Source organism: Nibribacter koreensis, assembly GCF_039541795.1.
GTDB lineage: Bacteria > Bacteroidota > Bacteroidia > Cytophagales > Hymenobacteraceae > Nibribacter > Nibribacter koreensis.
The window spans coordinates 1247144-1260251 of the sequence record NZ_BAABGX010000002.1 but is presented as its reverse complement, the minus strand read 5'-3'; the positions used below and the strand labels follow the sequence as shown (position 1 = coordinate 1260251).

General features: G+C 50.1%; 15 protein-coding genes and 1 tRNA gene. 5 read left to right on the top strand and 11 right to left on the bottom strand.

Features of this window, described 5'->3' with window-relative positions:
- Window positions 1–65 precede the first annotated feature (65 nt).
- Window positions 66–1205 (top strand): acyl-CoA dehydrogenase, encoded by a 1140-nt coding sequence (locus ABD880_RS12715; protein WP_066507621.1) that lies wholly within the window; start codon window positions 66–68, stop codon window positions 1203–1205.
- A 168-nt stretch (window positions 1206–1373) separates the two neighbouring features.
- Window positions 1374–2294 (top strand): helix-turn-helix domain-containing protein, encoded by a 921-nt coding sequence (locus tag ABD880_RS12710; RefSeq protein WP_066507624.1) that lies wholly within the window; start codon window positions 1374–1376, stop codon window positions 2292–2294.
- A gap of 104 nt (window positions 2295–2398) precedes the next feature.
- Here the strand turns inward: ABD880_RS12710 and ABD880_RS12705 are convergent, their stop codons facing one another.
- The 6 genes from ABD880_RS12705 to ABD880_RS12680 all read right to left on the bottom strand — a co-directional run bounded on the left by ABD880_RS12705 (window position 2399) and on the right by ABD880_RS12680 (window position 5653).
- On the bottom strand, window positions 2399–2827 hold the full coding sequence (locus ABD880_RS12705; protein WP_345166672.1) for an STAS/SEC14 domain-containing protein: 429 nt from the start codon (window positions 2825–2827) through the stop codon (window positions 2399–2401).
- A gap of 180 nt (window positions 2828–3007) precedes the next feature.
- Entirely contained in the window at window positions 3008–3412 is a 405-nt protein-coding gene (gene rnk, locus ABD880_RS12700) for a nucleoside diphosphate kinase regulator (protein WP_345166670.1), read from the bottom strand.
- A 247-nt stretch (window positions 3413–3659) separates the two neighbouring features.
- A complete protein-coding gene (locus ABD880_RS12695) occupies window positions 3660–3827 on the bottom strand; it encodes a hypothetical protein (protein WP_345166667.1) in 168 nt (55 codons plus the stop codon).
- 38 nt (window positions 3828–3865) lie between these two features.
- Entirely contained in the window at window positions 3866–4660 is a 795-nt protein-coding gene (locus ABD880_RS12690) for a geranylgeranylglyceryl/heptaprenylglyceryl phosphate synthase (protein ID WP_345166664.1), read from the bottom strand.
- Entirely contained in the window at window positions 4632–5267 is a 636-nt protein-coding gene (locus ABD880_RS12685; RefSeq protein ID WP_345166661.1) for a hypothetical protein, read from the bottom strand. Before ABD880_RS12685 ends, ABD880_RS12690 begins: the two co-directional genes overlap by 29 nt.
- Before the next feature lie 14 nt (window positions 5268–5281).
- Window positions 5282–5653, bottom strand: a complete 372-nt coding sequence (locus ABD880_RS12680) for a phage holin family protein (protein ID WP_066512605.1) — start codon at window positions 5651–5653, stop codon at window positions 5282–5284.
- A 245-nt stretch (window positions 5654–5898) separates the two neighbouring features.
- Between ABD880_RS12680 and ABD880_RS12675 the strand changes: the two genes are divergently transcribed.
- The gene (locus tag ABD880_RS12675; protein WP_345166656.1) at window positions 5899–6978 is read left to right on the top strand and encodes a tetratricopeptide repeat protein; all 1080 of its coding nucleotides are present in this window, start codon (window positions 5899–5901) and stop codon (window positions 6976–6978) included.
- Window positions 6979–6982: 4 nt separating this feature from the next.
- On the opposite strand, the gene ABD880_RS12670 is transcribed toward ABD880_RS12675, so the two are convergent.
- Window positions 6983–7909: an isoaspartyl peptidase/L-asparaginase family protein gene (locus ABD880_RS12670; protein WP_345166654.1), complete on the bottom strand. Its 927-nt coding sequence runs from the start codon at window positions 7907–7909 to the stop codon at window positions 6983–6985.
- Between the two features lie 100 nt (window positions 7910–8009).
- On the opposite strand from ABD880_RS12670, the gene ABD880_RS12665 reads away from it, so the two are divergent.
- Together ABD880_RS12665 and ABD880_RS12660 are read left to right on the top strand one after the other, a co-directional pair.
- Window positions 8010–8468: a hypothetical protein gene (locus tag ABD880_RS12665; protein WP_345166651.1), complete on the top strand. Its 459-nt coding sequence runs from the start codon at window positions 8010–8012 to the stop codon at window positions 8466–8468.
- A gap of 240 nt (window positions 8469–8708) precedes the next feature.
- Window positions 8709–9851, top strand: a complete 1143-nt coding sequence (locus ABD880_RS12660) for a putative sensor domain DACNV-containing protein (RefSeq protein WP_345166648.1) — start codon at window positions 8709–8711, stop codon at window positions 9849–9851.
- A 67-nt stretch (window positions 9852–9918) separates the two neighbouring features.
- Here ABD880_RS12660 and ABD880_RS12655 read toward each other — a convergent pair whose 3' ends face one another.
- The 4 genes from ABD880_RS12655 to ABD880_RS12640 form a co-directional block, all read right to left on the bottom strand.
- Window positions 9919–10776, bottom strand: coding sequence for an HNH endonuclease (locus ABD880_RS12655; protein WP_345166646.1), 858 nt, complete (start codon window positions 10774–10776; stop codon window positions 9919–9921).
- 246 nt (window positions 10777–11022) lie between these two features.
- Window positions 11023–11226 (bottom strand): entericidin, encoded by a 204-nt coding sequence (locus ABD880_RS12650; RefSeq protein WP_160692413.1) that lies wholly within the window; start codon window positions 11224–11226, stop codon window positions 11023–11025.
- Window positions 11227–11621: 395 nt separating this feature from the next.
- Window positions 11622–12725 (bottom strand): Fic family protein, encoded by a 1104-nt coding sequence (locus tag ABD880_RS12645; RefSeq protein ID WP_345166642.1) that lies wholly within the window; start codon window positions 12723–12725, stop codon window positions 11622–11624.
- Between the two features lie 137 nt (window positions 12726–12862).
- Window positions 12863–12938 (bottom strand) — tRNA-Phe (locus tag ABD880_RS12640).
- Window positions 12939–13108 lie beyond the last annotated feature (170 nt).

Below are 13108 nucleotides of genomic sequence, written 5' to 3'. Positions count from 1 at the left end.
TCTACTAGTAATTTCCTGCTACGGCTATAGATAGAGTACACAAGAATTTATAACACCTTTTTGATATGGAATTCCAATTTACCGAAGAGCAGTTAGCAGTGCAGGCGGCTGCGCGTGACTTTGCACAAACAGAATTATTGCCGGGCGTCATTGAGCGCGATGAGCTGCAGAAGTTCCCAACGGAGCAGATGAAGAAGCTGGGAGAGCTGGGCTTTCTGGGCATGATGGTAGACCCTAAGTACGGCGGCGGCGGAATGGACACCGTTTCTTACGTGCTGGCCATGGAAGAAATCTCTAAAATTGACGCCTCTGCCTCAGTAGTGATGTCTGTAAACAACTCTCTGGTTTGCTGGGGATTGGAGAAATACGGCAACGAAGAGCAAAAGCAGAAATACCTGACTCGTCTGGCCACTGGTGAGATCATTGGCGCCTTCTGTCTTTCTGAGCCAGAAGCCGGTTCTGACGCTACCATGCAGCGCACTACGGCGGTAGACATGGGTGACCATTACCTGTTGAACGGTACCAAAAACTGGATCACCAACGGTAGCACCGCTTCTGTGTACTTAGTAATCGCGCAGACCAACCCAGAGTTGCGTCACAAGGGCATCAACGCCTTTATTGTGGAGAAAGGAATGCCAGGTTTTGAGATTGGGCCTAAGGAGAACAAACTGGGCATTAGAGGCTCAGACACGCACTCTTTGATGTTCACAGACGTGAAGGTACCTAAAGAGAACCGTATCGGTGAGGATGGCTTCGGGTTTAAGTTTGCCATGTCTACCTTGAACGGTGGTCGTATTGGTATCGCTTCTCAGGCTTTGGGCATCGCCTCTGGCGCGTATGAGTTGGCGCTTAAGTATTCAAAAGAGCGTAAAGCATTTGGTGTTCCAATTTCGCAGCACCAGGGCATCCAGTTCAAGCTGGCAGACATGGCTACCAACATTGACGCAGCGCGCCTTCTTTGCCTGCAGGCGGCCGCCGACAAGGACGCACATCGGGATTATTCAAAAACCGGCGCAATGGCCAAGCTGTTCGCCTCTAAAGTGGCTATGGACACTACCGTTGAGGCGGTGCAAGTGCACGGCGGCTACGGGTTTGTGAAAGAATACCATGTTGAGCGTTTAATGCGCGACGCCAAAATCACCCAAATTTATGAGGGTACTTCTGAGATTCAGAAGATTGTGATATCCCGTGAAATATTAAAATAAGGAGGTTTTGTATGCCCTCTATCGCTTGATTGATAGCAAGATAGTGATAGAGGGTATATAATTATTTGTCCAAGTAATTTGACAAAGTCAAAGATAAGTACTAGTTTTAGGGCGACAGACAATCTTGAAAAACAACAAATTTCAGAACCCTTTATCTAGTACCCCTCCATGGAAGATTACAATAAAATAATTGAGTCGCTGAAGGTTCGCTACATCAAGGCCAAAAACCTGGTGTTGCAACAGCCGCTCACAGTGCGTAACTACTATGACGTTGGCAACAACCTCATCTTAGTGCACAACGGAATTATCGCTTTCGGGGATGACAAACAAATGGTAGAAGAAGGGCAGTTGCTCTTTATACCAGGCGGCCGAAGCACCAAGATCTACTACGGCGACACCGAGAGCCGCGTCATCTCAAATGATGACTACATCACCACCAAAGACAAATTCTTTAGAAGCAACACAGACCTGGACCTGATTGGCGAGGCAGACGACAGCCACAGCCACGTTAGCTTTGAGGCCAAGGTATTTGACTCTGTGAACTTCTTCACCTCTCTGGAGGTACCGGCGTTTGTGATCACCAGCAACAAGCTGGCTACGCTCATCATCAAGATTGTAGAGGAAAGCATGCAGGACTTGCCGGGCAAAGAGCGCATCATCAGCCTGTACACAGAGCAGATGGTAGTGGAGCTGATCCGTTATATCTTAAAGAACAAGATGTTTGTGGAGCAACTGGCCACCAACAGCACGTACTTTAAGGATCCACGCCTCATAGACCTGTTCAACTACATTAAAGAGAACCTGGGCGGTGACTTGTCTAACAAAGTGCTGAGCAACGTGGCCAACGTTTCTGAGGACTACGTAGGCCAGTACTTTAAAATGCTGACCGGCATCAACCCACAGGATTATATTGAGTACCAGCGTATGGAGCGCGCCGTGTTCTTGCTGCGTACTACCAAAAAGAGCATCAGAGAGATTGGCAAAGACGTGGGCTACAAAGACACCGCGTATTTCTGCCGTCGCTTTAAGATGATGTTCGGGATTCCGGCGGGCAAGATGCGCCGCAGAGAGTCTTCCATGAACGTGTAGACAGACTAGTGACTTTTTATAGGAAAGGCCCGCAATTGCGGGCCTTTCTGTTTTTAGGCTATTTTCTGGAAATCAGGCCAAAAACGACTTCCTATAGGTTACTGTTAATAGGCTCTGCTTTGAAACCAGTTGGCGCGGCGCATGAGCCAGTTCTCAGCTGACTCCAGGTCTTCAAACACTTTGGCCTTAAAGTAGCGCACCTGCTCATAAAATTTATCTGCAGAGGCTTCTGCGAAGGACTCTGGCTCTACCACCATGGCGTAGTATTGCAGACCGTCGCGGGCCGCCTGCGGTGCCCATTCTTCTAGCATCCAATCCAGGGAGTGGTGCCAGGAGCCCACCATGGCGCGAGTGTCTATGAGCATGGAATGAAAATCTGCTGACTCCAGTGCCTTAGTGTAGGCCTCTAGACCGGTCTTGATAGCCTCCTCTGTAGAGTAGCCTTGCCACTTGGCCGTAATCCATCTGTTCTCATGGTCCAGCGTGATGGTGAGAAACACATTCCCGAAAGCATTTACAAGTTCTCTTTTCATGTCACATAGGGTTTAAAGGGTAAAAGCATCTGGGCAAGACAGACGTTACGCTGCCTTGCTTAGACGTTTTAAAGCATGTCAATTTTCTTGCGCAATGGGCATAAGAATATTTCGTTTTTGGCCTATTTCCTGGAAAACAAGCTAAAAACGAACATTCAAGCCCAAGGCTTACTGCGAAGGCTACAAATGAAAATCGCCGGCGGCTTCTGGTTGGTACATGACTTCTTCAATCTCATACAACAGCGTGCCGCCGGGGGCAGGGCATTCTATCTCTTCGCCCACTTTGCGGCCCAAGATGGCAGAGCCCACCGGCGCCAGGACAGAGATCTTACGGCTGGCTACATCTGCTTCTTTAGGGTAGACCAAGGACAAGTCCATCACCATGCCGCTTTTCTTCTGCCGCAGGCGCACCAGGGAGTGCATGGTCACCACGTTTACGGGCACTTGATGGGCGGGAATAATGGTAGCGGTGCGCAGTTCTCTGCACAAGCCTTCTACTACGGCGGCGTTAGTAATGGAACGATGGGTCTGTACCAGAGACAACAGGCGTTCGTAATCCTTCTCGGTTAAAAAAATAGGATTCATACAAATTTGAGATTAAGTGGAAATTCAGGAAAGAGAGAATCTCCCAAAGGCTTTGCTTTCTCTGGCTCCGGTTTTTATAACAGCAGACAGGCCCCTAACATGGGTGCTGGGGCTAAGTAGAATGCTGATTAGGAAGGAAGCCGGAAAAAGAAAACGCCATGCAGCGCATTAGCAGAAACTGCTTTAAGGCAACTTCAGCTAATACAAGGCATGGCAATAGGATGGCAGGGCCGGATATGCTCCCGGCCTACTTGTTAAAGTCTTTGGGAGAGGTAAAAAAGGAAAGGCAATACCCGTTCAGGACATCACGCAGGGAGGCATGATGAGACGCTGCTACCAAGCCCATGAAAGGCTGCAAAGCGGTAGTGGGTATGTCTTTGTAAGGATACAAGTGCTTGATTACTATTATACTCAAAGATACCCCTTCTTTTACTGGTAAGCAACCGCAGGCGGTTAGGCTTCCTGGGTTTGGGGCAGGACCATGTTAAAGCGGTGCTTCACCTCACTAACCTCTGCAATGAACTGCGGGCTTTTCTCAATGTGGTTACCTACCACCAGCACATCGGCGCCGGCTTTCCAGGCAGTTTCTGCCTTTTCTGCCGTGTTCACGCCGCCGCCTACAATCACAGGAACGTCCACGGCCTGGCGCACGGCTTGGATCATGGCAGGGCTCACGGGGTACATGGCGCCGCTTCCGCCGTCCAGGTAGATGTGCTGCAGGCCCAGCATCTCACCAGCCAACGCCGTGCAGGCGGCAATGGAAGGCTTGTCATGCGGAATAGGCGTGGTACCGCTCATGTAGGAGGCCGTGGTCTGCCTGCCCGAGTCAATGAGCATGTAGCCGGTAGCGTATAAAGGTAAGCCGCTGGACTTGAGCAAAGGCGCCGCCGCCACGTGCTGTCCAATCAAGAAATCTGGGTTGCGGCCAGAGATAAGGGACAACAGCAAAAGCCCGTCTGCCTTGGCGTCTATGTACAGGCCACTGCTAGGGAACAGGATGACCGGAATGGAACTGTGCTGCTTGATGAAGGAGACAAAGGATGTCTGGTCTGGGTTAGAGATGAGACTGCCGCCCATGAAAAAGAAATCCACCCCATGCTTGTGGCTCAAGGCCAGAATCTCCTGGCAGCGGGCAACGGTGAGGTGGTCTGGATCTAACAGCACAGCCAACCGCTTGTGGCGGCTGGCTGGCGAAGTAGCATCTGATGTAGAAAGTAAGTTAGATCTGCGGTGCTGGTCTGTGGGCATGAGTGTCCTCGTCAGTCTGTAAGTGATAGACCACGTCTGTGGTTTCTGGCTCCTCATGGGTATGAGAGGTAAGGGCGGCGGTTACATGAAAGCGCTCCTCAATGATCTTAGAGAGGTACACCATCAGCATGGCCGCCAGTTGGTGCTCTACCGCCTTAAATAAATCTGACTGTAGAAACGACTTGGCCGCCGTCATGAACCCGCTTTCTCTTTTGTGTCTGCCCGGCGTAAACAGCGTGCCCGTGTTGGGGTGATAGACGGCCGGGTACGTGCGCTCAATGGCGCTATACAAAGGCTCGTCATCCTCCACGTCTGGAATGTTGGCTATCCAAGCACGGTCTTCGGCGCCTTTAAAAGAGGCAGACTTCTTTAGCTTATTGCCTTTTTTTTTCTTGGGCTTGTCGCCGTTGCTCTTGCCGCCAAAGGCTTTGCCCAGCAGGTACATGCCTACCAAGAGGCCGCCGGCCATCAAGACGTTCTTGCCCACCTGGGTAGACTGGGTTTTCAACTCGGCTACGTCGCTGAGCAACGCGTTTTTATATTCTTCTTTCTGGCGTTCCAGTAGTTCGCGCTGGTCTTCAAAAAGGGGATTGTTCAACTCGCTCATGGGTATAAATGAGGTTAATTGGTTTGTTCAGATTCGTCTGCTTTGTAAATGGTATTTCTGAAGGCCTTGTCGGCCATGCCTTGAAACACTTTCTTATCTAAGCCAACAAACAGAACTATCAGCAAAATAAGGTAAAAAAGTGTAATGATCCCGAAACCCCAGAAACGGCTGTCTAATAAGTCATTTAACAGCAAGGCCAGAAAGATGTTGAGGAAAAGCAAAACCATCAATCCCACCAGGCCCAGCAACACCCCGTGAATAGTGCTCACAAAGGCGCTCTTCAGTTTGGTTTGCATGTCTAGCTTAAGCAGGTCTATGCGGGTGTCTATGTACCCCATCATGTTGCCAATGATGCTATCTGTCTTGCTTTTCTCGTCTTGCGCCATTTGTTTCTTTCTGGTAAAGGTTTTTTTTGAGGATATACGGGAACATGTGATGAAAATATTCCAAAATTGTTTCCCGTCAAAACCGCATACGTAAATCTGGGAGCTATGGCTAACCCAAGTAAAAATTGTGCTGTTGCTCGTTTTTGTGCTAATTCTCAGAAAACAGGCCAAAAACAGAAGTCGGCAAACACCCCGCCATTAAAAACCACGTACTTTTGTAGCGGCCGCTCCGCCGTAGACATACCTTGACCAAAAACTATTACCATATACTGGGCATAAGCCCCAACGCCAGCGCCTCTGAGATAAAGGCCGCCTATAAGCGCCTGGCCCTCAAGTACCACCCAGACCGCAACCCGCTCAATGACCGCGCTGAGGACCAGTTCAAGTTGGTCAATGAAGCCTACCAGACGCTCTCTGACCCGCGCCGCAAAACCAGCTATGACCTAAAGCGGCAGTATGAGAAAAACTACAACCAGGCGCAGGCGTACAGCAACCCCCGCTACCACCACACCCGCCAGCCCGCTGGTTTTCAGGAGCGGCACTACCGGCAGCGCCCCAAAAAACACAGCCACTTCTCTAAGAAAGACCGTCTCATTGCCTTGGGTATCATCACCCTGGTGGTTGTTCTGCTGGCCACCATTAAACTCACCTGGGACAGTTTTGCCGGTCAGCGGGCCTACCAGCAGGGCATCCAAGCCGAGACGCAGAAACACTGGGCCGAGGCCGAGGCCGCCTTCTCAACGGTGTTGGAATATGACGCAGACCAAGCCGATGTGCGCCTGAAAAGAGCCCGAATGCGGATGGAGAAACTACAGGATGCGCAAGGCGCCGTTGCCGACTACTCTGTATTGTTAGACCGAGGCAGTAATCCCAATCCGCAGTTATGGCAGGAGCGGGCCAACGCTTTTCTGCAACTCAAAAAGTACCCGCAGGCTTTGCATGACTTAAACAAAAGCGTAAAGTTGGGCGCTACCACCACCTCTGTCTATTTTGACCGGGGCGTTGCCCGCTTACACCTGGAAGAAGACTTGGGTATGGCGGTGAAAGACCTTTCTCAGTTTCTAGAGAAACCCTCTGAGGATAGAAGGCTGGCAGACGCGTGGCTGTACCGGGGCTTCGCGTATTTTAAGTTAAACAAGCTAGAGCAAGCCAGTAAAGACGTAGCCCAGGCCATTGAACTGGACTCATTGAACGCCCGGGCGCACTACGTGCAGGCGCAGGTGTTCAAAGCCCAGAAGAATGTGCCGGGCGCGTACCAGTCTTTTAAAAAAGCGGCAGACCTGGGGTTCTCAGAAGCCGCCCTGGAGGCCGATAGGTTGCAGTAAGAGATTAGTCTTCCCAGATGCGTACCACCGGGTCATCGCCGCCCTGCCTGAAGCCCCTGAACATGAGGTTGCAGTTGTAGACCATGCCCACTTCGCCGTTGGGGTCCATGGCAATGATGCCCTTGTCGCCGCCAATCTTTTTCTTGTATAGGTCCACGGCCTCGTCTACGGCTTCCTGCACAGAAAGGCCTTTGTACTTCATGAGCGCGTACACCTCATGGGCCAGCACGGAGCGCATGATTTCCTCGCCTTCGCCGGTGCAGGAAACGGCTACCACCTCACTGTTGGCGTAGGTGCCGGCGCCAATGATGGGACTGTCGCCTACGCGGCCGTTCATCTGGTTGGTGAGGCCGCCGGTAGAGGTGGCAGCGGCCAGGTTGCCGTCCTGGTCAAGGGCAACGGCGCCCACGGTGTCTACCCGTAGTTTGGCGCGGGCCTCTGGCTTCTTCTTTTCTTTTTCGTGCTGTTTCTCCCACTCCTTGATGCGTTCCTCCTCCTGAAAGTAGGGGATGGGCTTGAGGGTGAGTTCCTGCTCGCGGGCAAAGTCCATGGCGCCGTCGCTGGTCAGGTACACGTGCTTGGTCTTCTCCATGATGGCGCGCGCCAGGGAGATGGGGTTTTTAACCTGCTGCACGTTGCTACAGGCGCCCGCGTTCATGTCTTTGCCGTCCATGATGGCAGCATCCATTTTGTTTTCGCCTAGTTCTGTGAGCGCCGCGCCTTTGCCGGCATTGAACAAGGGGTTGTCTTCTAAAAACCTGACCGCTGTTTCTACCGCGTCTACGGCGGTGCCGCCTTTTTTTAGCACACGCCAGCCCGCGTTGAGCGCCTCAGAGAGGCCCTGGCGGTAGGCTTTTTCCTTTTCGGGGCTTACTTCGCTCTTTTTCATATTCTCAGCACCGGCATGGATGGCAATCGCGAATTTTTTCATGGCATATGTGGTTAGCAAGGACGCTCTCTGCAAACGGGGCCTTTACAACAGGGTTGCAAGAGCCAGGACAAGCTACGTGCGTGATCGCTTTTGTTAAAAGATGCTTGAAGGTTTGCTGCTGGCAAGTAGAGGGCCGGCAAAACCAGACAAGACCAAGAAGATGATGGTGTTCTTGCGGGGAAATGGCCTGCGCCCGCAACAGGATATCTGGAAAAGAGTAATAAATTACCCTGTGAACGTACTAAACATAAGGGCTAAAGCGTATTTTAGAAACAGCCAAGAGAGGAAGGATATGCAAGTAAAGGAGTTTGTGGAGTTGCCGCTGGTAGAGCAGATAAAGCAGGTGCAGGACCAAGGCCGCTACCTGCACTCGCGCCTGAAGGGCTGGTGCCACATCAGTCTGTACGCCATGGGCTCTTTTTACGCCGAGGTCTGGCTCTTGGAGCACTGCGGAAGCATAGCGCTGGTGCGCACGTTCACGGCCCAGAAACAACTGGACCCCTACCTGCAAACCACTTGTATGGAGAACGTGCTCAAGCAACTCACCTCCTCAGAATAAACGTACGGCTACCGGCCTATGGCCTAATGGCGGCTTCTGTCGTTTTTGGCCTCTTTTCCAGGAAACAGCCTAAAAACGACTTTCTTCTTCCTTTCATCTTTCTCTTCTCGCCTTCATTTCAAAAACAATCTTTTGGAGCGCGTCTGCTTATGAGAAAATTCTGCCTGAATTGCCGTAAGTTGAAGCTTCATTGAGCGAAGCCGTTTTAACGGGCGCCTTGCTTGAGCAAAACCTTATACCATGAACCGTGAAATAACCTACCAGGCGGCCCTGGCGGTGGCAGAGACCATAGAAACCCATTTTGTGCAACACCTTAGGGAGGCCCGCGCCCGCGGCGAGAAAGGCCTGGCCCCCGAGCCCCATGCCAAGGTCATTGCCGCCATGATAGACACTGCGTTCTGGGCCAGCCTTAGAAAGGAAGAGGGGCATTCGCCTAAGATATCTCTGGCGTTCCTGCCCCCTGAGAAAGCCCAGCGCCCCCTGGTGTTTGAACAACGCCTGCCGCTTTCTTCTTTTATCCTGACCAAGCTGGCGCCGGGCGTAGAGCGGGCAGGTATTCACCTGGGCGTGTGGTATGAGGGCGAAAACCTCTACATCTGGGGCACTATGCATGAGATTACCAATTTCTGCTTCGTGCTGGATGTCTCTGAGCCGGGTCTGCTGGTGATCAAGCATCGGCGCTTGGGTGGGTTTGGCAAGTTCAACAACGTGGCCGTGCTCAAAGGCGACCAGGTGAAGGTGGTGGATGAGACCAGCGCCTCTCTGCCAGACTGCCCGGCGGTGCTTTCCTCTTTGCTGGGCTTTGCGGCGGCCTCTTCCTGGAACGACTCTGTGAACGTGCTGGTGCAGATGGCGGTGTCCATGCGCGCCCACGGCCGCGGCGGCACTCTGCTGGTGGTGCCCTCTGGCAAAGAAGACTGGCGCGGCTCCATCATGCACCCCATCCAATACGCCATTGCCCCCGCCTTCTCTGAACTAGCCGACCTCATGCGCCAGGACGTGTCGGTGCGCAGCCGCAGCAAATGGCAGACCGCCCTGGTGCAGGCCATAGACAACATTGCCGGCCTCACGGCCATTGACGGGGCCACCGTCATCACAGACCAGTATGAGTTGCTGGCGTTCGGGGCGAAGATTGTGCGCGCCACTGACAGCGCCCAAGTGGAGGAGATGACCTTCACAGAACCCGTCATTGGCGGCGAGGCCATGGTGGTGTCTCCGTCGCAGAGCGGCGGTACCCGGCACCTCTCTGCCGCCCAGTTTGTCTATGACCAACAAGACGCCCTGGCGCTGGTGGCCTCGCAAGACGGCCGCTTCACCATCTTCAGCTGGTCCCCGTGTGAGAACAGGGTCCATGCGCATAGAGTGGATGCCTTGTTGTTGTAGAAGGCGTTTTTGGGCTGTTTTCTGGGAATTAGGTGGGAAATGGATTTAATAAAAACAGTATAAGCCATTACCCCTTAAACATTACTTCCCTATGCCAAGACAAATTCTCTTGCGCGGGATAATGAATGGCACCGAAAGGGAGATTGAGACGTTTGCCCTCTAGCTTTTTCAAGGCATAGGTATTGTTCTCGTCTTCGGCGATGGAGGAGGAGACCAGTACTTTCAACTGAACATCTACAGAGATTAGCCCCCGGTCAAAGGCCCTGTGCAGATTGGGGCACAACGCCAATCCATTGGTTACTTTGTCGTCTTTGCTTAGGCTGAAAGGCACTATGTGGCACGCGTCCACCATGGAGAAGCCATGTAGGGAGCTGAGGCGCATGCCCGAGATGCAACAAGAGAAATTGTAAACCTGTGGCACCAGCTTTTTGAACAAGCCGCCTCTTACAAACAGCTGTTCTTCGTCAGGCGCGGTCTGGGTGATGGTGTACGTAGCGGCGCTCTCATTTAAAAGATACTGCTTCAAATCCTGTAAATAGCCGCTGCTGTTTTTTGCCTGAAGATACAACTGGGTGCTCTCCGGGAAATATCTGTTTAAGACGGCAGACTTTAAGATGGTCCTGGTCTCTGAGGAATGCAGAAGCGTGAACAAATCCTCTGAGAAGAAGGCATACTCTACCAAGCCATTCAGCACCGTGAAATTCTTAATCACCGAGTTCAATTCCTTGCCGGGCCAGGTCTTGATAAACCAGAAGCCTTCGCCGGCCAAGTGATAAAAGGGAAGGTAGAAATCTGGGTTGTGCCCAGTGGTGACCAGTAGAGTGAAATTCTCTTTGAACGTGCCTACCAGTTCTGGGGTGATGAAAACCTTGTTTTCCAAGACCTCGCCTTTTTCAAACAGCTCTATCAGGCTCAAAAGCAGCATGGGTTTATGGGGCGCTGCCCCATATTTTGTGACTCCCTGCCTTAGGTGAGTGAATTTGTGAAGATATTTCTGGAGAGCGTCTGGGAGCGAGGGCATACAGTTTTGCTGGCTTGGGCTCAAGTTAAAGAAACCTTTCAAGGCAATCATGTCGTTTTTGGCTTCTTTTCTGCAAAACAGGCCAAAAACGAAAACATCCCATGACTACAAGCGCCAAGGGATGTTCTTGCATATATGAAATCCTATCAATTAGTTGCCAGCGCCCAGCGTCAAGGTGTCTGAGGTGATGGAAACGTCTTTGGTGGTATCTGCTGCTACGGTGGTGGTGTCTGTAGTAGTAACAGTAGTCGTGTCAGTAGTGGTGGTTTCGGCGGTTTCTGCCTCAGTGCCCTTTTTCATATCTGAGCAAGACATAAAGGAAAGAAGCGCCACAACGGTTAATAATTTTTTCATAAGGGTATAGTAGATAAGGTTTTAAGATTAAATAGAAATTGAAGGTATTGATGAATTACCATATATGCAATTTTCTATATGACTGTCATGGGACAAAAACAGCGAAAAGTGATACATGAATACCAAGGCGTGTACCACGGTGGTACATGACCATTTTATAGTATTCCCGTTTTTTGCCTCTTTTCACCAAAGCAGGCCAAAAACTAGAGCCCCGCTTCAAGTAATTGGAGTGGGGCTCTAGTTTAGCTCTTAGAAAGCAAATGGTTATAGATTAGATAGCTTATAGACGAGTCATGGGTAAAAAAGTCCAAAGTTTACCCACGTTTACATTCTTATGGGTAAAAAATCTAAAAATTTACCCACGTTTACTTTCGTTTCTGAATGGGAGTAGTTATTCACGAAGGATTCAAGTTTTCTTGAGGGTTTCCATTATGCATGATTACGTGGACCAAACTTGGGTTTAGATAGAAGTTTGACTTGCCTATTCGTTCCTTATGTAGAATACCAATCTCTACTAATTGTTCAAGGTACTTTGCGGCAGTCTTGCGTGTAATCATCAAGTCCTTTTCTAAAAACTCTATTTTAGTGTAAGGGTGACGGAAAAGGTTGTTTATTAAGTCCTGTGAATAAAGTTTGGGTAGCTCTGCCCTGATTAACTGCTTATGCTCCTGCATCACTTGTTTAATACCTTTTACTAACTCAATAGTTTGCAGAGCCGTGATTTCAACACCCTTTAATACATAAAGTAGCCATTCTTCCCAAGAGCCTGTATCACGCACCTTTTGCAACAACCTATAGTATTCTTGCTTCTCTTCAATAATGTAACGGCTAAGATATAAGATGGGCAGATTCAACAAGTCTTTGATGACTAAGTACAAGATATTGATGATGCGACCGGTTCGGCCGTTGCCATCGTAAAACGGGTGAATACTTTCAAATTGATGATGTATAACCGCCATTTTCACTAACGGGTCTACATTGCTCATATCATCGTCATTAATGTACTCTACCAAGTTCTGCATGAGGGCATATACCTTGTCATAACCTTGTGGTGGCGTATACACAGTCTCTCCGGTTTGTGCATTTTTAAGTGCCGTGCCTGGTAACTTACGCAAACCCGCATTATTCTGCTCTAATTCTTGTTGAATAGATAGGATATGGTTAAACGTAAGTAATTTGTTTTGACGGGCTATTTGAAATCCTTTCCTAAGCGCGTGTGCATAGTTCTGAACTTCTTTAGTAGCGGCAGAAAGTGCCAGACTTTCCTGGAGCTCAGCTTTAAAGAGTTCATCTTGGGTGGTAATTATATTTTCTATAGCAGAACTGTCTCGGGCTTCTTGGAGGGTAAGGGTGTTAATGAGAATGTGTTCATTGGGAATAGTACTGGCAATTCCTTTGAGTTCTGCTAAGTACCTATGGGCCAATGCTGCCTGCTTAAGCACTGCTTTGGTTTCTAGTTCTGTAGTAGGCGGGAGCAGAAGAAGGTCAGAGGCCATCATAAGAGGTTAAATTAAACAATCAATTTAGAAATTTTAAGGAAGCAAACCATGGCTCTCGTTTTTCGCCTCTTTTCACCAAAACACCCCAAAAACAAAAATCCCGCTCCAATTGCTTGAAGCGGGATTCTCTTTTGTACTGGTGGTGATGATTGGAATCGAACCAACGACACAAGGATTTTCAGTCCTTTGCTCTACCGACTGAGCTACATCACCAGCACTGTTTCTTAACTGGTTAAGCAGTCTGTTACTGCCGTTCCCGTTAAAAAGTATGCAAAGGTAAGCAGGCAGACCACATTTGCAAAACTTCTGGCAAAAAAATCTTTTACCGGCTTTTGCGAATAGTTTACTAAATTCGTTCGTAGTAGAAGCAGATTTCAACGCTA

Coding starts and splice junctions, on each gene's coding strand:
- ABD880_RS12665 (WP_345166651.1), top strand. CDS start 8,010: ATGCTTGAAGGTTTGCTGCTGGCAAGTAGAGGGCCGGCAAAACCAGAC.
- ABD880_RS12645 (WP_345166642.1), bottom strand. CDS start 12,725: ATGATGGCCTCTGACCTTCTTCTGCTCCCGCCTACTACAGAACTAGAA.
- ABD880_RS12680 (WP_066512605.1), bottom strand. CDS start 5,653: ATGGCGCAAGACGAGAAAAGCAAGACAGATAGCATCATTGGCAACATG.
- ABD880_RS12715 (WP_066507621.1), top strand. CDS start 66: ATGGAATTCCAATTTACCGAAGAGCAGTTAGCAGTGCAGGCGGCTGCG.
- ABD880_RS12705 (WP_345166672.1), bottom strand. CDS start 2,827: ATGAAAAGAGAACTTGTAAATGCTTTCGGGAATGTGTTTCTCACCATC.
- ABD880_RS12650 (WP_160692413.1), bottom strand. CDS start 11,226: ATGAAAAAATTATTAACCGTTGTGGCGCTTCTTTCCTTTATGTCTTGC.
- ABD880_RS12710 (WP_066507624.1), top strand. CDS start 1,374: ATGGAAGATTACAATAAAATAATTGAGTCGCTGAAGGTTCGCTACATC.
- ABD880_RS12670 (WP_345166654.1), bottom strand. CDS start 7,909: ATGAAAAAATTCGCGATTGCCATCCATGCCGGTGCTGAGAATATGAAA.
- ABD880_RS12685 (WP_345166661.1), bottom strand. CDS start 5,267: ATGAGCGAGTTGAACAATCCCCTTTTTGAAGACCAGCGCGAACTACTG.
- ABD880_RS12655 (WP_345166646.1), bottom strand. CDS start 10,776: ATGCTGCTTTTGAGCCTGATAGAGCTGTTTGAAAAAGGCGAGGTCTTG.
- rnk (WP_345166670.1), bottom strand. CDS start 3,412: ATGAATCCTATTTTTTTAACCGAGAAGGATTACGAACGCCTGTTGTCT.
- ABD880_RS12690 (WP_345166664.1), bottom strand. CDS start 4,660: ATGCCCACAGACCAGCACCGCAGATCTAACTTACTTTCTACATCAGAT.
- ABD880_RS12660 (WP_345166648.1), top strand. CDS start 8,709: ATGAACCGTGAAATAACCTACCAGGCGGCCCTGGCGGTGGCAGAGACC.